The 18,529-nt window shown below is 62.9% G+C and carries 19 protein-coding genes; 10 read left to right on the top strand and 9 right to left on the bottom strand.

Features of this window, described 5'->3' with window-relative positions; genetic code table 11:
* Nucleotides 1-3: 3 nt before the first annotated feature.
* The 9 genes from pilP to LDO29_RS20985 are packed head-to-tail and all read right to left on the bottom strand — an operon-like array spanning nucleotide 4 to nucleotide 8,308.
* On the bottom strand, nucleotides 4-678 hold the full coding sequence (pilP, locus tag LDO29_RS21025; protein WP_224081676.1) for a type IV pilus biogenesis protein PilP: 675 nt from the start codon (nucleotides 676-678) through the stop codon (nucleotides 4-6).
* Nucleotides 679-693: 15 nt separating this feature from the next.
* Nucleotides 694-2,355 carry a type II secretion system protein GspD gene (locus LDO29_RS21020; protein ID WP_224081675.1) on the bottom strand — a complete coding sequence of 554 codons (1,662 nt, stop codon included), beginning with the start codon at nucleotides 2,353-2,355 and terminating at the stop codon, nucleotides 694-696.
* Complete coding sequence (locus tag LDO29_RS21015; protein ID WP_224081674.1) at nucleotides 2,352-2,867, bottom strand: toxin co-regulated pilus biosynthesis Q family protein; 516 nt, start codon at nucleotides 2,865-2,867, stop codon at nucleotides 2,352-2,354. The genes LDO29_RS21020 and LDO29_RS21015 overlap by 4 nt, the downstream gene beginning before the upstream one ends.
* A gap of 28 nt (nucleotides 2,868-2,895) precedes the next feature.
* Nucleotides 2,896-3,333: a lytic transglycosylase domain-containing protein gene (locus tag LDO29_RS21010; RefSeq protein ID WP_224081673.1), complete on the bottom strand. Its 438-nt coding sequence runs from the start codon at nucleotides 3,331-3,333 to the stop codon at nucleotides 2,896-2,898.
* Nucleotides 3,330-4,637, bottom strand: a complete 1,308-nt coding sequence (locus LDO29_RS21005) for a pilus assembly protein PilL (RefSeq protein ID WP_224081672.1) — start codon at nucleotides 4,635-4,637, stop codon at nucleotides 3,330-3,332. Before LDO29_RS21005 ends, LDO29_RS21010 begins: the two co-directional genes overlap by 4 nt.
* Nucleotides 4,634-5,407: a transglycosylase SLT domain-containing protein gene (locus LDO29_RS21000; RefSeq protein WP_224081774.1), complete on the bottom strand. Its 774-nt coding sequence runs from the start codon at nucleotides 5,405-5,407 to the stop codon at nucleotides 4,634-4,636. The genes LDO29_RS21005 and LDO29_RS21000 overlap by 4 nt, the downstream gene beginning before the upstream one ends.
* Before the next feature lie 16 nt (nucleotides 5,408-5,423).
* Complete coding sequence (locus LDO29_RS20995) at nucleotides 5,424-6,695, bottom strand: TrbI/VirB10 family protein (protein ID WP_224081671.1); 1,272 nt, start codon at nucleotides 6,693-6,695, stop codon at nucleotides 5,424-5,426.
* 12 nt (nucleotides 6,696-6,707) lie between these two features.
* Nucleotides 6,708-7,598 carry a TrbG/VirB9 family P-type conjugative transfer protein gene (locus tag LDO29_RS20990; protein WP_224081670.1) on the bottom strand — a complete coding sequence of 297 codons (891 nt, stop codon included), beginning with the start codon at nucleotides 7,596-7,598 and terminating at the stop codon, nucleotides 6,708-6,710.
* A gap of 2 nt (nucleotides 7,599-7,600) precedes the next feature.
* Entirely contained in the window at nucleotides 7,601-8,308 is a 708-nt protein-coding gene (locus LDO29_RS20985) for a type IV secretion system protein (protein WP_224081669.1), read from the bottom strand.
* A 384-nt stretch (nucleotides 8,309-8,692) separates the two neighbouring features.
* Here LDO29_RS20985 and LDO29_RS20980 point away from each other — a divergent pair, with 384 nt between their 5' ends.
* Genes LDO29_RS20980 through LDO29_RS20935 form a run of 10 tightly spaced genes read left to right on the top strand, consistent with a single transcriptional unit; the run spans nucleotide 8,693 to nucleotide 18,528 of the window.
* On the top strand, nucleotides 8,693-9,742 hold the full coding sequence (locus LDO29_RS20980) for a CpaF family protein (protein ID WP_224081668.1): 1,050 nt from the start codon (nucleotides 8,693-8,695) through the stop codon (nucleotides 9,740-9,742).
* An 18-nt stretch (nucleotides 9,743-9,760) separates the two neighbouring features.
* Complete coding sequence (locus tag LDO29_RS20975; RefSeq protein WP_224081667.1) at nucleotides 9,761-10,111, top strand: TrbC/VirB2 family protein; 351 nt, start codon at nucleotides 9,761-9,763, stop codon at nucleotides 10,109-10,111.
* Nucleotides 10,112-10,113: 2 nt separating this feature from the next.
* Nucleotides 10,114-10,443: a conjugal transfer protein gene (locus tag LDO29_RS20970; protein WP_224081666.1), complete on the top strand. Its 330-nt coding sequence runs from the start codon at nucleotides 10,114-10,116 to the stop codon at nucleotides 10,441-10,443.
* Nucleotides 10,437-12,881 (top strand): VirB4 family type IV secretion system protein, encoded by a 2,445-nt coding sequence (locus LDO29_RS20965; RefSeq protein ID WP_224081665.1) that lies wholly within the window; start codon nucleotides 10,437-10,439, stop codon nucleotides 12,879-12,881. The genes LDO29_RS20970 and LDO29_RS20965 overlap by 7 nt, the downstream gene beginning before the upstream one ends.
* 32 nt (nucleotides 12,882-12,913) lie before the next feature.
* Nucleotides 12,914-13,660: a conjugal transfer protein TrbJ gene (locus tag LDO29_RS20960; RefSeq protein WP_224081664.1), complete on the top strand. Its 747-nt coding sequence runs from the start codon at nucleotides 12,914-12,916 to the stop codon at nucleotides 13,658-13,660.
* A gap of 10 nt (nucleotides 13,661-13,670) precedes the next feature.
* A complete protein-coding gene (locus tag LDO29_RS20955; RefSeq protein ID WP_224081663.1) occupies nucleotides 13,671-14,660 on the top strand; it encodes a type IV secretion system protein in 990 nt (329 codons plus the stop codon).
* Complete coding sequence (locus tag LDO29_RS20950) at nucleotides 14,657-15,937, top strand: TraI domain-containing protein (RefSeq protein WP_449720082.1); 1,281 nt, start codon at nucleotides 14,657-14,659, stop codon at nucleotides 15,935-15,937. The genes LDO29_RS20955 and LDO29_RS20950 overlap by 4 nt, the downstream gene beginning before the upstream one ends.
* Before the next feature lie 4 nt (nucleotides 15,938-15,941).
* Complete coding sequence (traD, locus tag LDO29_RS20945; protein WP_224081662.1) at nucleotides 15,942-17,798, top strand: conjugative transfer system coupling protein TraD; 1,857 nt, start codon at nucleotides 15,942-15,944, stop codon at nucleotides 17,796-17,798.
* Nucleotides 17,799-17,804: 6 nt separating this feature from the next.
* Nucleotides 17,805-18,311 (top strand): hypothetical protein, encoded by a 507-nt coding sequence (locus tag LDO29_RS20940; protein WP_224081661.1) that lies wholly within the window; start codon nucleotides 17,805-17,807, stop codon nucleotides 18,309-18,311.
* Nucleotides 18,283-18,528 (top strand): hypothetical protein, encoded by a 246-nt coding sequence (locus LDO29_RS20935; protein WP_224081777.1) that lies wholly within the window; start codon nucleotides 18,283-18,285, stop codon nucleotides 18,526-18,528. The genes LDO29_RS20940 and LDO29_RS20935 overlap by 29 nt, the downstream gene beginning before the upstream one ends.
* The last annotated feature ends 1 nt before the right edge of the window (nucleotide 18,529 follow it).

Here is an 18,529-nt window from a genome sequence, read left to right as displayed (position 1 = left end):
GGCTTACGGCCTCAGCGTGCGCACGCGCTTGCCATTGGCGAGTTTCACGCCGCCTTCGTCAATGGCCACGACCTTCCAGCCACCTTCCAGCGCATCACCCGGCTGGACGGGGACCATGCGCCCGTTGACATCAACAATCGCGTTGAAATTGCCATCAAACGCGCGCAGCGACACGACACGCGGCGCTTCCGATGAGAAGCCCTTCGCACGGTCGCCAGTGGCGCTGCCCACCGGCATCGGCGCGGCCAGCGAGATGGCGCCGACGCCCGGAGACGGTGCGCCGCCTGCAGCCGTCGCAGTCAGTGAGTCCTCGGCGCGCTTGACCTCCGCCTTGTACTTGGCGATCTCCGCGCGGGCCTTCCACAAGGCGATCTGAGCCTGCAGCGCTGCTAACTCCGGCGCATCGGTGTGGCGCTGTGCCTGAACAGCCTCACCGGCAGCGCTGGCACTTCCAGTCGCCGGAGTAAGACTCGCGGCAGATGCTTGCGGGAATGCCTGCGCCGCAGCGCTCGAAGCGGGCTGGGCGCTAGTCGGGCCCGCGGCGGCTGCAGCGATGGCTGCCACAGCCGGGTTGGCCGTTGCCGCCGCGGCATTGGACGAGAACACTAGTGCCTGGCAACCGATGGCGGCGGCGAGCGCCGCGGGCGCCCAACGATGAATGAATGCGCGATTCTGCATTGGATTGTCTCTGTGTTACAGCAAGCGGGCCGAAATCATGATGGCGATGACCGTATCGCCCCTGGTGGCGCCAACACCACCGCCGAGCGCGGCCATCCACGGCTCCCCGATCCCGTTGTTCGTGGTCGCCGCCTTCTGATTGCGCAGGCCTGTCAGGACCAGCGATTCGCCGGGCTTCAGCGTGATCGATTGCGCGAACCGATTGGTCGGCATCGTCCGAAGCTGCACGGTGCTTTGGTTCGCCTCGCCGCCGGACTTGAACGGCTGCAGCGGCAGCAAGTCCGACAACGTCATGTCGAAGTTCATCAGGATTCGACCGTCGACCACCTTCGGCAGGAAGTTGCTGGTAAAGCCATAGGTGACCGTCCCCGTCTGGATCGAGCTGGTGGATCCCACGTTTGCGGCCAGTGTCGTTTGCGCCTGCGCAACGTAGTCCTGCAGCGTCGCCGTTTGCAGCGCAAGGACCTTGCCGTTCTGGGTTACGCCCGATCGCGAGACCACTTGCGAGACATTGCCCAGTGTCGAGAGCGCCTGGACCACGGCCTTGCTGCCGGCAAACGGGCCGCTCATGATCGTTGCCCCCAAAGTCGCAGGCGATGCACCGCCCGAGACGGTCGGCGTACTGGCAGAACTGAAGGAGACGCCCGGCTGGCCACTGGAGCTTTGATAGGCGAGCGAAAGATTCAGTCCATAGTTGTCCTCGCGCGTGACGCGTACTTCGTAGACCTGAACGTCGATGGCGACCTGCTTGCCATACATGGCAGCCAGGCTCTTCACGAACTGTTCGACACGATCGCACTGCACCGGATCGCCGGTCACCGTCAGCGTGCCGAGGTTCTTGTCAACCACCACCTCCGCGGTCGCGCCGGCGACAGCTTTCGCCGTGGCCTGCAGGGTTTCCCATGGCTTCACCTCGATGAACGTCTTCATCGTCTGACCGCCGCGTCCGGTGCTGCCTCCTGAGCTACTTGCATTGCCCGCGCCCCCCGCCGCGCCGCCCGAACCGCTGTCCGAGGTCGTGATCGAGCCGTCCATCGAGGAGCTGTCGGCAAGGCTTGGCAGCATGAACGTACGGGTTTCCGTCTTGAAGAACGTCACCGTACCGTCGTTGTAGCGCGACCAGACACCAAAATGCGCCTCGACGGCATCCAGAAAGCCCTTGAAGCTGCCTTCATAGCGCAGCGTCAGCGGCAATACCGCCGCGACGCCGGCGCCCGACGTGGATGCGCCGGCCAGCGGTGCGGCAAGGTCCACACGCGGCATTCCGCCAGTCGGAATCGGCCCGTTAGGCCGCGCCGAACCGGCCGGGAGCGCTACCGGGGCGGTCCCCGTGCCAGTCGCGGTGGCAACAGCCGATGGCTCCACGGTCGCGCGCACGCCAACGTTCTGCGCGATCCAGTTGGCCGCTTCGTTCAGGGACCCGATAGAGCCCTTGTAGACCACGTGCTTGCCATAGATATCGGGCTGAGCTTTGCTCGCTCGGATCTTCTCGCCAAGCAACCACGCGCCTTCATGCACCCGGAACACTGGGCGGCTGCGGGGCGCATCGGCGTAGCGCGACTGAGCATCGGCAGAGATTGCGTTCTGGACGTCGCGGGTCTGGATCACCCCGCAGCCCGACATCAAGGTGGCTGCCGCAACGGCGGCGGCGGTAAAGCGCTGGCTCTTCATGTTCATTGCACCATTCCGTTTTGGCTGATGATTACCGTGCGGTTGCCGCGCCAGCTGTCGCCGACCACATCGGCACCGTTGCTGGCGAGCTCCTCGACCACGCGCTGGACCGCGCCCTCGAAGTCGCTGCCATAATCTTTGTCACCCGGGACGATCCAGCCATCCGGGACGTTCCATGCCACAGTCCAGCCTGCGCGCGTGGCCCACTTCTGAAGCTGCTGTTGCAGCGGCTCACCTCTTACGAGTCGGTAGACATCGCCAACGACCGGCGCGACGACTGGCGTGGAGACAGGCGCTGCAGCGGGCGCGGCTATCGCGGCCTGGCCGGCCGCAAGCGTCGGGTGATTGGACGCCAGTAGCGTGGTTTCGACCGCAGCCTTGCTGGCCCGCGCCGGCTGCAACGACTGCCAGCCGTCGGTCGAAAGCTGAGAAGCGTGTACTGCCGGGGCAAGGACCGCGCAGCTCACGAGCGATGCCGCGGCGACGGCAATGCGGAGGGTTCGTGTGGAATGGCACATAACGTTGCTCTCGAGTGAACGGTTGGATCTACCGCAAGGCGGCGCGTTGGAGCGCCTGCCACCGCGCATGAATCTGACTGGCGTACCGCAATTGCTTATCGGGTGATGACGCGTTGTAAGCACCAACAGCCTTCCAGGTCGGGCCATAGCGTTGGATGTTCTCGCGCAAAATCCACGCGCCGACGTACGCGTTGACGCATCCGTTGAAGAGGTGATCGCGCGTGAGGCCATACTGGGAGAGTCTCGGCAGGTGGATGGAGTTAATCTGCATGAGGCCGATATCTTCCGAACCATTGGCATTGCGGTTGGTCACCCATGCGCGCATGCCAGATTCCTGCATCGCGATGCTGCGAAGCAAGGACGGGCTGATGCCATGAAACACGGCAGCATCGTCCAGGCAGTCCGCATTGGCCGCACCAGCCAGAAGGCACAACGCGATGGCGGACACGATCGAGCCGACCTTCACAGCGCCACCTTCCCCGGCCGTTCCTTGAACCGCACCTGCGGCACGCGGTCGACGTAGACCACGCTGCCATCTGCAATGACCGTCAGGCGCGAAGCGATGCCGTTGAACCTGTAGTAGCGGTCCTTCTGTTCGCCGTTGCGCTGGTGGTCATCGCCGAAGACGGACACGCTGACCAGCGACTTTGTGAAGCTGAGGTAGGTCGCGCCGTCCTTCTCAAAGATCATGTCCAAGCCAGCCCCGTTCTCGCGGGGGAACTCGTACTCAATCTCGGGCGAGCGCGTCACCTCCACGGACTTACCCTCAGCGGTCGCCGTAAACCGGTCCACGGTGGAGAAGGACAAGACGCGCTGATCTTCATCCCACTTTGTCCAGATCTTGCTATCGGACGCGTCGCGCAGTACCAGGTCCTTGGGCTCACGTTCGAATCGGATCTCGATGCGGCCCTGCTTGTTGTCCCGAATCGCCACCGCGCCGAACGCGGAGGCCAGCGTCGGGCCCTCTGCCAACGGAATCGCGGTCGAGACAGCAACGGAGATAGGTGTGGTATCCGGGGCCGCAGCGACCGCAGCCGCCGTGGTTGCTGTGGCCGCCGCGACTTGAGCGCCGCCGGCGGCGATCTGCTGCGCCTTGCCCGGCGCCGCTTCACTGGCAGCCTCGCCGGCTATCGCGAAACCCTTGGGCGGCGCGGCGCGCAGCCCAATATTGCGACGAGCGAAGTCCACCTCTGCGTAGAGATTGCGCCGCTCGAGAAGCCGAGAAAGTGCCTGGAGCCAATTCTCGCCGCTATGCAGCTCGAGTGAAACCTCGTCGGTGAGGGGAACGTCCTTCTGCGCCGTGCCAGTCCAGCCGGCCGGTGCAATTGTCTTGACCGTCTGGGCCAGAGGCAGGGACCAGCGTCCTGCACGAACAAGCGACAGCGTCGTATAGCTGCCAATCAAGGCAATCCGCCCCGAGATGGCAGCACGGCCAGACAGTTCGGCGATCGAATTTGACTGCTCAGACGTGAACCCATTCGCGCGTTTCAGGCGCGCCACGACCGGCTGGCCATTCACGCTGTAGCGAACCACATCTGGCACTCCGTCGATCACCCAGTACGGACCGTTCTGCTGCGCGCCGTCTGCCGATACCGTCTGCCCGGCCCGTGGCTGCACATACGTTGACACCCCGTCATTGAAGATGAGCGCAGGACGATCGCTCGCCCGAGCCACCACTTGGTAGTCGAAATCGAGCGGATCGGTATCCGCTGCGACGGCAGCCCCGCTTGCCGCCAAGGCCAGCACGGAGATCAGTAGCGGCTTCATCATCGTGGCAATTGCTGGAAGTGATTCATGAATCGGCTGAAGTACGGGCCGCCGCGTGCCGGGTCGGCGCTGTGGTACCAGGCCACCGCCTTCATCTCGGAGCCGCTGCGCTGCAGGTTGTCGACAAGAAGCGTCTCGGCGACACGAATATTGGTGGCAGGGCTCAGCGCGTCCCACGCCGAGGCAAACCGCTTGCCGTGGTAGCACCAGTTGATCTGCATGATTCCGACGTCAAAGTCACAGCGCCTGGCCGCGAGCAGCTGCTCGATAGCCGCATGGGCGTCCTGGCGGGTAGCGAAGTACATGCCGCGCCCGGCCACGTTGAGCGTCCACGGCCACGGACGGCCGCGATAGGCCGACTCGTTCATTGCGATGCCGGCCAGAATCCGCGGGTCCACCTTGGCGCTCATCTGCGCGAAGGGTTCGGTCTTAGGCGCGCACGCCCATCCGCCACGACGCTCGACGAGCGCAACCTGTGCGCCGTCGTCCAGGTGCTCCGGACGCAGCCAGCCGTCGCGTGCCAGCAGTGCCACTATCGGCAGCGACTGGCCATTAGCCTCCACAATGGGTTCGCCCCCCGGGCCCATGCGCAGGCTCGCGCCGATCAACCGCGCCGACCAGCCGAGGAACGGATTCAGCCCGCAGTAAAGGACCGGCTTCCCCGGAAGCGTGACGATGCGGGCGGTAGTGCCCTCACGCAGCACGAGTGCAGTCGGACTCACCATGGCCTCGATGGTCTGAGCAGCGGCGCCTGACACGGCCAGAGCCAGCATGGCAGTGACACCAAACTTAGTCACGGTACGGCTCCAGGACGATGTCGTGCTTGACCTGCACAAGCAGCTTCTGGCCCGGTTTGGTGGTAATCGTGGGGCGGATGTTCTGGTTCCGGTTCAGGATCGTCTGTGCCGTCTGAGCGGCCACCTGCCCTGCCGTGTTCCCGTAGGTGGTCAGTCCATTGGGACCGACCGTGGTCGCTGTTTTCGAATCGTTGAAGTGCTGTTCCAGCACTCCGATGATCAGCGCCCCGGCGAAGATCTTGAAAAAGTGGTTATTGACGTCGCCGCTGATGCCCGCGTAGCCGTTCGGGTCTGCGCCGCCCATGCCGAGCAGCGGCACCCATTTCCCATTTGGCAGCTGCATGCGAACAAAGGCGGCCAGGATGCGCTCCTGCCCGATGGCAATGTCACTGCTGTACGTGCCGACCAGCGTCGAGCCCGCTGGAATCGCTTTGCAATTGCCACGAACCGTGTCGTACACATCCTGCGATACGACCGCACGGAACTCGCCCGGCTTGTCCGAATTCAGTCCCCCAACGAAGGTGGCGGGAATGATGAAGCCCTGGCTCACCGTGCAAGGCGCCAACGTTCCGGCGAACCCGGTGCGGGTAAAGCCTGTGGCCGCCGCGCCGCGCAAGAACTCCTTGTCGCTCGAGGTCGGGCCGGCCGGTGCTGCGCCATGGGCTCCCACCCCAATGCCGCCCATGCCGCCCGGGTAACCGGCGCCACCAACGCCATCCATGTTCGCCACAGCGGCCTGTTGCTGTGCGCGCATCGTGGCCGGGTCCACCACGCCGGTCATGTCCGGCAAGCGCTTGCCCGCATCCCGTCGCAGGGCTTTGCCATCGGCCTTGAAGATGGGCGAGGTCATGACGTTGTCCAGATCGTTGGCCTTTGCCAACTCACTATCCTGCGCAGCAGTGCTGGCGGCTGGCTGAACGAAGTCCTTGGCCGTCATGACGGGCCCCTTGCTCGGCGCCTCAGGCGAGGTCGCTTCGGCCTTCTGCTTCTCGGCTTGCTTGCGCGCCTCTTCCTGCTGCTGGCGGATCAGTTGGTCCAGGCCTCCGTTGTCCGGGTTGCTGGTGCGTTCCTGTAGCTTCTTGGCCTTCTTTTCTTCGGCTTGCTTGGCCAGCTCCGACTCCATGCCGCTCTGGTAGTAGTAGCCGAGCGAGCCCACCAGCACGGCCGCCACCACGCCAAGGGAGATCACGATGTTGCGCGGCACCTTCCCTTTGGTCAGGCGCTCTTGGGCGTCAGAGACGTCAGTTACGGATTGCGGCTTCACGGTGCGCCTCGCTCAGAAGAGACCCAGGAAGCGGCGCTTGCCGCGCTGCACGATGATTTCCGTGTCGCCGGAGCGCAGGGCAACCTCATTGGCCAGGCGCTGCAGCACAAGGAAGTCACCACGCCGGATGAAGTTGGCCACTACGTAGTCGCTACCATCCTTCACCAGCGCAACCGGCCATTCGGTCGCCTTCGGCATACGCATCCAGATCGATCTGCCATCATCAAAGACGGTCTCCGGCTTGAAGCTCGCGTCGCCCGACACGCCATAGTCGAAGTTCAGCTTGTCCGGCGACACGGCGACAGCATCGGGAGCCACGCCGCCGCTGCCTCGTTCGCTCTCCTGCCCCTCCACGTCGTTGCGCGCCTTGGCCTTGGCGCCGAACGGCGCCTGCACACGAAACCTCACCTTCTGGTAGAAGATTCCGCCGAGCGGCGAGGAGACCAGCGTGAACTCGTAGCTGCGCTTGTTGGTGTTGACCGACAAGGTATTCACCAACCCCGCGGCGTGCGGCTTCACGTAGAGGTGATTCGCGCCGTCGGTATCGAAGCTCCAGCGAATGTTCTCGCCCCACGCCGGGTCGCCAACGATCTGTTCATCCGCGGCGAACTCGATCGTCGTCACCTTCAGCGGAGCCGTCAGCACGCGGAAGATCTGATCGGCGCTGTACGGAAATACCACCAGGCGCGAATCGCCGGGTAGGGCTACCGGCTCGGTACCGCCGTTGAACGGATTCATCGGATTCATAGCGTCAGCCATGTCGCCAATGCCAAGCGTCGGCAGCGGCGGCGGAGCCTTGCGCGACGGCTTCTCGGCAGAGAATCCCGGCCTCGCCGACAACGCCAGGCAAATGACAGCGGTCAGGCCAACAACGGTAAGGGTGGAGCGCAGGGACTGGGACATGGTCAGGCGGCGGACTTCTGGATGCTGAAGAAGACGGGGTAGATGCCGAACGGATTGGCAGTGAGGGCCGCGTCGCTCTTCGGAGGGTCGATCTGGTAGCGAAAGGTCATCGCGTAGCGTTGCTTGCGCGGCTTCGATCCTTCATCTCGGGTGGATGTGACGAACTCCACTGCCACGGTGTTGTCGGGCAGCAAGGCAATATTGGTGACCTGGACCTCGCGCACCAGAGTCGGGCTTTGGGCGATGGCTCGGAATGGCGCGTCCTCGGACAACCATTTTTCGAACTGCTCACGCGCCGCGCCCACCATTTGCTTCTTGGCGCTATTGATGTTCTGGAAGATGCGGGAGTCTTCGATCTGCGCCGTGAGCACAGGTTCGATGGTGAACATGCGCGTGACCAGGTCACGGAACGCGACCTGAATCTCCAGCGACTTCGGCTGGTAGGCCTCCAGCTCACGCGCGACCGGCTTGCCATTGGCGTCGCCCGATACGCCGACCACCCGCACCACAGGTTCCGGCGGCTGGCGCGTCATTACCGCTGCAATGGCGACCAAGGCAGCAACAAGCGCGGCCAGCTTCCAGTGATTGCGTTCCACCGCGACGCGCGCCGTACGATCGAAAAGGAACTGCGTGACATCGTCACCGGCGTACATGCCGGGAGCGGGCGAAAGATCCTTCTTGGCTTGATTGCTACGTGAGAACAGTGGCATGCGACACCCCGTTTGGATGCCGCTAATTGAACCAGTGAATCGCGACCTACTGCACCTCGAAAGCTATACGATTTTCAACAGCTTTCAATTTTTCTTAAATCAACGGGTGATCCAGCGTGGAAATATCACAAGCGATTGAAGCGTTCATGCCGCGGCCTCCTTTACCGAGGATGCAAGGCCACCCCCGGACACATGATTCCACCCTATTAGCGAAGAGAGAGCGGTTTTGCATCCGTTACGGCAAATAGGGTGAACTCACGTGCTCGCCCACCTGGCGGCCGCTCGGTAGCCCGCTTAGATAAGGAGCCATCCGCAATCGAAAGCTCGCGAAAATCGCATACCTTTTGGCCGCACACAGACACGCCGAACAAGAACAATAGCGGCATGTCTGAAACGACCGCACATTCCCCCCTCCAGTTCGACCAGCTCGAAGCGAGCGCGGTCGCGATGTTCTTCGAGGCGCTTGGTCCCATCAAAAGCTATGTCGAAGCGCCCGACATTGCCGAGGTCATGATCAATCATGCCGACAGCGTGTGGATCGAGCGACACGGTGAACTCCAGCAATTGGATATTCGGCTCGATCCGGCCATGATCGAAGGCGCGATCCGCGCACTCGCCGCCTCAGTGCAGAAGTCCGCCGTACGCGGCACCGACCAGGGCATCATAAACGCCGGCTATCAGGGCATGCGGATTGCGGCTGTGATGCAGCCGACCGCTATCGACGGCAACGCCCTCAGCATCCGTCGCCATCGCGAGAAGAACCTGTCGCTCGCGGACTACGTCGAGATGGGTGCCTTCTCCTCGAGAGTGGCGCGCAGCACTGCCAACGACAAGCCCATCTTCAACGGGGCGTTGGAAGACGATGCGCTCAAGGACGCCCTCACCGAATTGGTCAGGCAGCGCAAGAACATTCTGGTCGCGGGCGGGACCTCGTCGGGCAAGACGACGCTGCTCAACGCGTTGGTGGCCGAGATTCCCCACAGCGAGCGGGTGCTCTCCATCGAAGACACGATGGAACTCAAGATGTCGGTGCCCAACAAGGTGCGCCTGCTCTCGAATACGGACACTCGCGTGACCACCCAACAGTTGGTTGCCCTATCCCTGCGCTTTCGCCCCGATCGCATCCTCGTCGGCGAAGTCCGTAGCGGCGAAGCCTACGACCTGCTGCAAGCGCTCAATACCGGCCACGACGGCGGCATGGCATCTCTGCACGCGAACAACGCCCGCTCCGCCTTGTCGCGCCTCGAAGGTATGGCGATGCTGGGCATTCCATCCGGCTCCCGCTGGGAGCTCAGTGACATGCGCAAGCTCATCGCCGAATGCTTTCAATACGTCCTGCACATGCGCCGCACCGGCGAGATGCGGCACGTATCGGAAATCCTGGAGATCCAAGGCTTCGACCAAAACGACTATGTCGTCAAACGTGTTTTCTAACTAGGAGTGCAACAACCCATGTTCCGATCCAAATCGCTGTCCCTGCTACAAGCCAGAGCCAACCGCATCCGTTCGCAACAAGCAGCCCTTGTGCTAGGAGCCGCGCTGCTTTTGAGTGCGCAGAGCGCCCTTGCAGCCGACCTTGGGATATTCAGCGGCCTCACAAACATGATCTGCGCGATCATGGCTTTGGTGAGCGGCCCGGTGCTCTTCGTGATCGGCGTCGTCGTCATCATTCTTGGCGCAATCGGCATCGCCAATTCCGAATCGACCATCGTCAAGATTGTCATGACGGCAATCGTCGGCGTAGGCATTGCCGCGGCCGCGATCCCGATCGCCAAGAACATGGGTCTCACCGCGTACTGCTGATCATGCGCCAGCATACCGTCAGCCGCTCCCTCTCCCTGCCCCGCATGATGGGCGGCGCGGTTCGGGGCCTCGCCATCGCCAACGGCACCATTACAGCGTTGCTGTGCTACGCCACCTACTCGGGCGGCGTGGTCACCATGGGCGGATTCTTCCTGCTCGGGCTGTGCGTGCACCTGTTCCTGCGCTGGCTCACCACCCGCGACCCATGGTGGAACCTCGTGCTGAACACCTACAACCACTACGGCGACGTGTACAAGCCGTTGCCGTGGCATGGCAAGTTCAGCCCCCGATTTCGCCGCCCGTACGGCTTCGATAGCGACCTGCCATGCTGAAGCATCGCCCTATGCAAGAGATTGCACCGTGGATGACACTCGTCACCCCAGATCTGGTGCTCAACAAGGATGGCTCGCTGCTTGCGACCTATGAGTTTCACGGCATCGACGCGGACAGCCCGAACGCCAACGACGTGTCGGCGGCGCGCGACCAACTCGACCAGGCCTGCCGCAGCTTTGACAGCCGCATCACCGCCTGGTGGCGCTTACGCCATCGCCGCACGCGCGAGTACATTGAAGGCACCTTCCCAGCCGCCTCCGACGCGCGGCTCGATGCGCTGAACCGCGAGAACATGGCCAGCGGCCGGTACTTCCACAACTCGCACTCGCTGGCACTGGCCTATACGCCCGAGAACGGGATCGACAAGATCTTTGAGCGCATGGCGTACCACATGACGGAGGGGGGAAAGAATGTGGCCGTCGCCGCGTTCGAGACCGCCAAGGACGTGCTGCTGGCCCGCAACGCTTTTGCCTTCGATCTGGAGCGGACCGAGGCCGACGCCAAGCGCTTCGAGTCCATGCTCGACGCCTTCACCGGTGGTGCGACCAAGCTTGGGCTCTCACGCCTTTCGATGCAGGAAGGGCTGGCCGCGTTGCACCAAACGGCCAACCCCACCGTGCCGCCCCGCCTGGTGCGCTTCCCCGTCACGCTGCTGGATACCCACCTGACGGAATCCGAAGTCACCTGTGGCGCCGACAAGCTCTACTTCGAGTCGGCCCACGGCAAGCGCTTCGCCGCCATCGTCGCCATCAAGGAATGGATGGGCTTTCAGGAGGCGGCGCTCGATGCGCTCACGCAGCTCGACGTCGAACTTGACGTCTGCATTCTCTATCGCTTCCTCGATACCCATAAGGCCACCGGCCACATTGAGAAGATTCGTCGCTTCTACAAGATGGCGAGCTTCAACCTCTGGTCGATCATCAAGCAGATAGCAGCCAAGGAAGAGGCGGAGAACGACGAGGGACGCAAGCAACTGGCCGCGGAGGCAGGTGACGCTCTGCGCCGCCTGACCGCCGAGGGCCAGCAGCATGGCTTCGTCAATATCTCCGTGATCGTCTACGGCGACACCGAGGCTGAATGCGAGGATGCCGTGAGCGAGGTGGTGGGCACCATCACCAACGCCGGCTTCGCCCCGATTCGTGAGAAGGCCAATCTGCTGCCAGCCTGGAATAGTACCCTTCCCGGTCGTTGGGACAAACAGCGCCGCCTCCAGTTCGTGGAGACCCCGGCGGTCTCCGATATCGCGCCACTACGCTCCGTGCGGCCCGGCCCAACCCGCAACAACTGGCTTTCCAACCTGTCGGGGCGGGAGACGCCACCGTTGACCTGTTTGCCGACCGGCCACCGTACGTCCCAACGGGTGGACATGCACCAGCCGGGTGGGAACGGTCACCTGCTTGTGCTCGGCCCCATCGGCGCCGGCAAGTCCGTCTTTCTCAACTTCCTTGTCACGCAGGCGGGCCGCCAGGGCGCCCGTCGAATCCGATTTGACAAGGACCGTTCAACCCGCATCCCGACCCTTCTGGCCGGAGGAAAGTTCGTTGACGTGACTGGCCGCTTCCAGGCCGCCACCCAGACCAATCCGCTGTCCCTGCTCGGTGATGCCACCAACCACGCCTACCTCGCCGACTGGCTGGCGCTCGCCATCGAGGACGAAGACTTCCGGTGCACGCCGCAACAGCGCACGGACCTCTATCAGGCCGTCCAGATTCTCTCGCGCTTTCCTCGGGAGCGCTGGACGCTCTCAAATCTGTGCACGCAGTTGCACGCCACGCTGCGTGAACGCTTGCAGATCTGGGTGAAGGGTGGGCAATACGGCCACTTCTTCGATCACGTCGAGGACGCCTTCGAGGTCAGTGACGATCTCTCGATCGAAATGGGCGACCTGTTCTCGAACTTTCCCCGCGCCGCAGCCCTGTTCATGGACTATGCGTTCTACCGCATCAGCCAGTCGATGGGCACGCGCTACACCATCATCGAAGTGGAGGAAGCCGGGTTCTTCTTCACCAATCCCCGCTTCTACACGCGCCTGGAAACCTGGATCGTCACGATCCGCAAGCTCAACGGCGCAATCTGGATGGCAACGCAGTCGCTGCAGCAAATTGCGCGCGTGGCCGACTTCGAGATCCTGAAGGACAACATCGCCAACATCATCTACCTGCCCAACAGCCAGGCCGTGACGAGCAAGGACCTCTACTGCGACGTGTTCGGCCTCACGTTGGATCAAACCAAGCTGATTGCCGAGGCAGTGCCGAACCGGGACTACTACTGGACCACCCGAAGCCAGAGTCGGATGCTTCAGACCGCGTTCAGCAAGGAGATGGTGGCCATGCTTCGCTCCGACGGCTATGCGCAGGATGTCCTCGATCGCCACTACGCAAGCGGCCTGCCCGACTGGCAGGAGCGGTATGTGCGCGAAGTGCTGGCCCGCGGCTAGTGAACTCCCTCCCCTCTCTCAGGAACGCACCCATGAAAATGGCTCTCTCTGCCGCGCTCGTCACGGCATCTCTCCTGACGGCGCCCCTCGCGCACGCTGGTGGCATGCCCGTGTTTGACGCGGCCAACTTCATCAAGAACACCATGACCGCCGCTCAGGCGCTCAAGACCGAGATCTACGAGAACACGAACATCGTCTATCAGAGCAAGATGATGCTCAATCAGTTGCAACAGGCGGTCGGCCTGGATCCGGTTGCGATGGCCGCGCAGGCCAAGGGTATCCAGGAGGACATCACGCGATACCAGGCATATGGAAACGCCGTCAAAGATCTCTATGGCAGCGTGACAAACACCGCCGACTTTCTCTCCAACGTACAGGGCCTGGTCACCGCTTCAGGCAAGACGCCGGATCAATGGTTCCGCGACCAGCGCACCCTGCTTGCCACCGGCGACAAGACAGCGAAACGGCTGTTCGACCTTGGTCAGGACGTCACGACCAACAACAAGAAGCTCGCCGAGCGCCGGCGTGACCTGCAGTCGGATCTGAACCTGAATCAGACTTCGCAGGCAACCGCTCAGTTGACCAACCAGATGCTGGACGTGATGGCCGGCCAGAATGCCGACCTGCTCCAGCTGATCGGCGCCAAAACCCAGGCCGACGCCGTCAAGGACCAAAAGACGAATGCCGAGCAAACCGAGCGCACGAACAACGCCGACCAGCTGCAGCGCGACCGGGATGCCCAGTTGCGGGAGCTGGAATCGCGTGTGTTCCGGAAGTAAGGCCAACGCCATGGCATTGAAGCACATTCTTCAAGCACTGGTGGCGTGCCTCTTCGCCTTGTGGCTGGTTTCTCACGGCGCCTTCGCTCAAACCGACACCTCCGCGGCTGCCGCAACCAACAGTGCAGAGAAGGGCCTGAAGCAGGCCGTTGCACAGGCGACCAACATTACCGGCGGCCTGATCCCGTCCGCTATCGGTCTGAGCCACAAAGTATCGCCCGAGGCCGACAAGCTGGCCTTCGCCCTCGCTGTCATCACGCTCACGCTGGCGAGCTTCCGTTTCATGGCCGCCATGCACCCCATTGGCGCGTGGGTAGGACTCATCGAGACGATCACAGTGGTGGGCATCTTCGTCGCCATCTACCTCGCCTACGACAGCTTCTCCCAAGGCCTGTATGAGTGGTTCAAGACCCTGGCCGCGAGCCTCAGCGGCAGTGACAAGCTGAGCGCCGCGACGACGCTGGCCGTGACCGCAGGCAAGCTCTGGGATTCCGTGTGGCGCGTCATCAAGGCCGGTGAGCTGCTGCAAGGGATCGTCAGTGCCGTCTTGCTGTTCTTCGCCTTTATCGTTGTGGCGCTAACGGCATTCGTCTACGCCTTCTTCATGATTCTCGGTGAAATCCAGGTCGCCGTCGGCATCGTGCTCGGCCCGCTCGCTGTTGCACTCGCCCTCTCCGACTACACGCGGCGCTATTTCATGTCGTGGCTCGATTTCATGATTGGCGGTTGCATGTACACCGTGATCGCAGCAGTGCTCGCCAATTTGGTCGGAGGCACCATGGAACCGGACCTGAGCAGGGTCAACGAGATCGGCACCGATACCGTCGCAGCAGCGGCCTACGCTCTGGGGATGGCCATCATGCTGTTTCTCGTCTCGCTTGAAATTCCCAAGTTTGCCGGAGCAGTGTTCGGTAGCGGATCCGGCGCAACCGGTGGCTCGGCCATGAGCGGGATCGCGCGCGGCGGCTGGAATCTTGGCAAGAAAATGGCGGGCGGATGATGAACCAGCACCTACCCCAGGACGCCGACGTCCTGTTGGCCTCGCACGACAAGCGCATTGCCCTGATTCGGCAGTATGCCAACGAGGCCAACCCGGCCGATTTCGAAGCCAAGTGGCTATCGGTCCTGTGCGCCTGCGCCAACTGGTTCTCCACCATGCCATTGCAGCCGGCGCAGCACGCGGAACCGGGCGGCGCCTTCCGCGCTACGGTGGAGACGGCCTACTTTGCAATGCGCCTGTCTGGCGGGCAGAAGTTTGCCGCGGATCAGCCATCGGAGCGTCGTCGCCGGCTGGAGCCGCAATACCTGTATGCGCTCTTCCTGGCCGCGTGTTGCACGTGGCTGGATGAGCCCTGCCGACATTTCCATTTTGTTCGCGAGGATACGGGCGAGCAGTGGATGCCGGCCGCGCACGGTGCGTTTCACGCGTGGCTCGACGGGAATCCCTACCGGGTCATCCGCCTCGAAGCGGCGCTGCCGGTGGAACGCATGCGCAGCGCGTTGCTGGCCCGCTCGATCCTTGGCGCCGACGCTCTGTCATGGCTAGAAGGCCCCGTGCTGTCCGAACTGTTCGGCGCGATCAATCCCGCGCCAATGCCGACCGGCTTCGAAGCCCAGTTGCACAAGATCGTGCGTCAGGCCGTCGCCGCCGTTCGGGACTATGAACAGAAGGCACGGCGCGCTGTGTTCGCTCCCGATACCACCGTGCCGCCCTCGGCCGACCAAATGGCGGCTGCCGTCAACCTCGCTTCGCCTGTAGCCAGTGCCACGGCCCTCGTGCCGGCTAGCGTCCATGAGCCGGTTCCTCCTGCACCTAGCGCGGCAGCGGCCGCGGCTGCATTGTTCCAGCCGCCAGCCGCCGATCCTGCTCCGCTCCCCGGCGCGGCCAACGCTCCGGTGGCGCCAGCCGCCCCGGCATCCGAACCAGTCCCGGCACCAAATGCACCCGCGGCGCCCGCCATCGATGCGGCGTCTCTGGGGCGTCCGCGCCGCGAGGCACCGGACCCGTTCGCCGCGCTCCTTGGCGGCTCGCGCATGATGAGCGAATTCTTCCGCGCTCTTGCCCAGGACGTCACCGCCGGAAAGGTAAAAGTCCTATGGGCCGAGAAGGGACTCGTTCTGCCGAAGAAGATGGTTGGCAACTACGGCATCGCCAGCGACACGCTGATCGAGAACTTGCGCAAGCTGTCCTTGCTGTACGCCCTGCAGGGGACGGATCTGATCCTGCACGAACGCATCGGCACGCTGATCCTGCCGCGGCCCAACACACCTGCCTGAGTCCATGACCAAGTACATCAACCACTTTCGCCCGATGTTCGAGGCGCGCGCCGCTGCCGGATGGGCCGGGAGTGTTCCTCTAATTGCTGCGTCCGGCATGCCCCATGCAGGATACTTCGCCGCCGCATGCGGAGCGATGCTGCTTTGGCGAAGCACCCAGGTCTGGCGAGCACTGTCATTTCGCATGGCCATCTCGACCAAATGGCTCGCCAAGGTGAACATCGAACAACTGCTCTCTGAAAGCGCCAAGCTGCGCAAGAGCGACGATGCCATGTATCTGGGAACGGGTTTCGAGTGGACACAGAAGCATTGTCAGATCGCGCATGACATCCTGCGCATGCCGTCGTCCGAAATCCCGGGGCTTCCGCGGTGGCTGCCGCCCAAGGTCAGCAGCGCGATCGAGGCCAGGTTTGGCCCTCCCCAGAGCATCCGCGACCATACTCCGCAAGGCCAGTCGTGGATTCACGGTATGGAGCCGAAGAAGGTTCCGGTGCCGCTACACTACAAAGCGCTGGGCGGACATACGGCCGTCGGCGGCACAACAGGCGCGGGTAAAACACGTACCTACGAGGTCATCGCAACTCAGGTGATCCACAACGCCGAAGACGTGCTGATCATCATTGATCCCAAGAACGACCGGGACCTGAAGGACCGCGTAAAACGCGAATGCGAGCGGACCGGACGCAAGTTCCTGTACTGGAAGCAGGCCGCGCCTTCTGAGTCAATTCGTCTGAATCCACTGGAGAACTGGTCGCAGCCTTCGGAGATCCCCAGTCGAATCGCGCAGCTGATGGAGGAAGGCCCGTTCCGCGATTTCGCCTTTCTCTTCATCGACCGGGCGGTGAAAGGCGAGCTGTACGTCGGCGACAAGCCGAACCTGCGCTCCATCCTCAATTACGCGCAGTCCGGCATCAATAACTTGCTGGAGCGCTGCCTCAAGCGCTTCTTCCCCGAACAAGGCCTGGCCGACTGGGAGGACGAGGTCAACGGCTTCATGCAGAAGCTCGGCCAGAAGAGCGGCGCAACGGTGCTTGACGGCATGGTGCAGCTCTACCTGCAGCGGTTCGCCAATGTCGGGCACGGGCACGAGTCGATCGATGGCCTGGTTTCCACCTTTACGCATGACCGCGAGCACTACATGCGCATCATCGCATCGGCGCTGCCGCTGCTGCAGATGCTGGCCACCGGCGAGACCGGCCTGATGCTCGCGCCCAAGGCGGACGATTTCGAGGACGATCGGGAAATCTGGGACATCGACAAGATCATCAAGCAGAAGGCGGTGCTGTGCGTCGGGCTTGATTCCATGTCCAACAGCATTGTCGCCAAGGCTATCGCCTCGATGATCCTGTCCGACATCGCTTCGGTGGCCGGCACCATCTACAACTTCTACGACAAGCCGCCCGGTGTCGTCCTCATCATTGACGAGGTGGCCGAGGCGATCAACGAGCAAGTGATCCAGATTCTCAACAAGGGGCGCGGCGCGGGCTTCAAGGCCTTCGTCGCCTTCCAGAGCCGGTCCGATCTGGAGGCCAAACTCGGAAACGCAGCAAAAATGCTGCAGGTTTTGGCGAACCTCAACAATCAGATCATCTTACGATTGGAAGACACCGACACGGCGCAGTGGTTCTCGGACAAGGTAGGCGAAACCGCAATCACCAATATCGTCCAGTCGAGCACGACGAGCACCGGCAGTGAGGCCCACGTGGGCGAGTTCAGCGGGTCGGTGTCGCGTTCCCGGCAGCTCGAGAAGGTTCCGCTGATTCCCGTGCGCCTGATTACGCAGTTGCCCAATCTCCAGTACTTCCTGCGGGTCTCCGGTGGCTCCGTCTACCAGGGTCGCATTCCCATCATCGAAGGATAAGTTCGCATGACCAGCCTGTTTCGCCAGATCGTCAAAGAGCACAAGCTCTCGGCCAAGCTGTCGCCCGTGTTCATTTGCTTCCCGGAGCTGGACGACGTCTGCACCCGTCTCGTCGACTTCATCGGCCTGAACTTCATCGTGCGCGACGAGCCGCTGGTGAAGGAAATGCTGGTAGATGCGCTGGCTGGCTACAAGGCCGAGCGCAAAGCGGGCTCCGGCAACATCGCCTTCATGCGCGGCCTCTTTGGCCGCTCGCACGAGTTGTATGCCAAGCGCTACGCGGCCTTCAAAGGCGAGAAGTACGTGGTCTGGGCCCCGTTCCTGGAGCCGATCCCTCTGTTCGAGGCGCGCCAGGCTCCGGGCTATCTATGCCGTATGGTCGATGAGCCCTGTCCGGAGCCTATCACACCGCGCAGTGCCGCCTTTCAGCTGGCCGCGCGCGTGCTCAAGGGGCCGACCTTCCGCCGCTATTTCGAGGAATACGATGCCTGTAGCCAACTCGCTCATCGCTAGGCTCGCCCGCGTGACGGCCGACGAAGTAGAAGACATGCGCACCTGGGTCCGCTCCAGCGAGCCAAATGCGGTGGTCCCCGAGATCTTCGCCAACGGTCGCCATGCTTTCGCCATGGCGCTGCTGAAAGTCGAGCAGTCCCGCCCCGCGCTGTTCTGGGGCGGCCTGCTCGCCTTCCTCGCGATTCCGTGTCTCGTGCTCAATACCCTGCTGCGCTGAT

This window comes from Cupriavidus laharis, assembly GCF_914271435.1.
In the GTDB taxonomy this organism is placed as follows: Bacteria; Pseudomonadota; Gammaproteobacteria; order Burkholderiales; family Burkholderiaceae; genus Cupriavidus; species Cupriavidus laharis.
Note: the sequence above shows the minus strand (reverse complement) of the source record. Positions and strands in the feature narration are given on the sequence as shown.

Excerpts from the sequence above, each read along its gene's own strand:
- pilP (WP_224081676.1), bottom strand. The coding sequence starts at position 678 with ATGCAGAATCGCGCATTCATTCATCGTTGGGCGCCCGCGGCGCTCGCC.
- LDO29_RS21020 (WP_224081675.1), bottom strand. The coding sequence starts at position 2,355 with ATGAACATGAAGAGCCAGCGCTTTACCGCCGCCGCCGTTGCGGCAGCC.
- LDO29_RS21015 (WP_224081674.1), bottom strand. The coding sequence starts at position 2,867 with ATGTGCCATTCCACACGAACCCTCCGCATTGCCGTCGCCGCGGCATCG.
- LDO29_RS21005 (WP_224081672.1), bottom strand. The coding sequence starts at position 4,637 with ATGATGAAGCCGCTACTGATCTCCGTGCTGGCCTTGGCGGCAAGCGGG.
- LDO29_RS21000 (WP_224081774.1), bottom strand. The coding sequence starts at position 5,407 with ATGCTGGCTCTGGCCGTGTCAGGCGCCGCTGCTCAGACCATCGAGGCC.
- LDO29_RS20990 (WP_224081670.1), bottom strand. The coding sequence starts at position 7,598 with ATGTCCCAGTCCCTGCGCTCCACCCTTACCGTTGTTGGCCTGACCGCT.
- LDO29_RS20985 (WP_224081669.1), bottom strand. The coding sequence starts at position 8,308 with ATGCCACTGTTCTCACGTAGCAATCAAGCCAAGAAGGATCTTTCGCCC.
- LDO29_RS20980 (WP_224081668.1), top strand. The coding sequence starts at position 8,693 with ATGTCTGAAACGACCGCACATTCCCCCCTCCAGTTCGACCAGCTCGAA.
- LDO29_RS20975 (WP_224081667.1), top strand. The coding sequence starts at position 9,761 with ATGTTCCGATCCAAATCGCTGTCCCTGCTACAAGCCAGAGCCAACCGC.
- LDO29_RS20970 (WP_224081666.1), top strand. The coding sequence starts at position 10,114 with ATGCGCCAGCATACCGTCAGCCGCTCCCTCTCCCTGCCCCGCATGATG.
- LDO29_RS20965 (WP_224081665.1), top strand. The coding sequence starts at position 10,437 with ATGCTGAAGCATCGCCCTATGCAAGAGATTGCACCGTGGATGACACTC.
- LDO29_RS20960 (WP_224081664.1), top strand. The coding sequence starts at position 12,914 with ATGAAAATGGCTCTCTCTGCCGCGCTCGTCACGGCATCTCTCCTGACG.
- LDO29_RS20955 (WP_224081663.1), top strand. The coding sequence starts at position 13,671 with ATGGCATTGAAGCACATTCTTCAAGCACTGGTGGCGTGCCTCTTCGCC.
- LDO29_RS20950 (WP_449720082.1), top strand. The coding sequence starts at position 14,657 with ATGATGAACCAGCACCTACCCCAGGACGCCGACGTCCTGTTGGCCTCG.
- traD (WP_224081662.1), top strand. The coding sequence starts at position 15,942 with ATGACCAAGTACATCAACCACTTTCGCCCGATGTTCGAGGCGCGCGCC.
- LDO29_RS20940 (WP_224081661.1), top strand. The coding sequence starts at position 17,805 with ATGACCAGCCTGTTTCGCCAGATCGTCAAAGAGCACAAGCTCTCGGCC.
- LDO29_RS20935 (WP_224081777.1), top strand. The coding sequence starts at position 18,283 with ATGCCTGTAGCCAACTCGCTCATCGCTAGGCTCGCCCGCGTGACGGCC.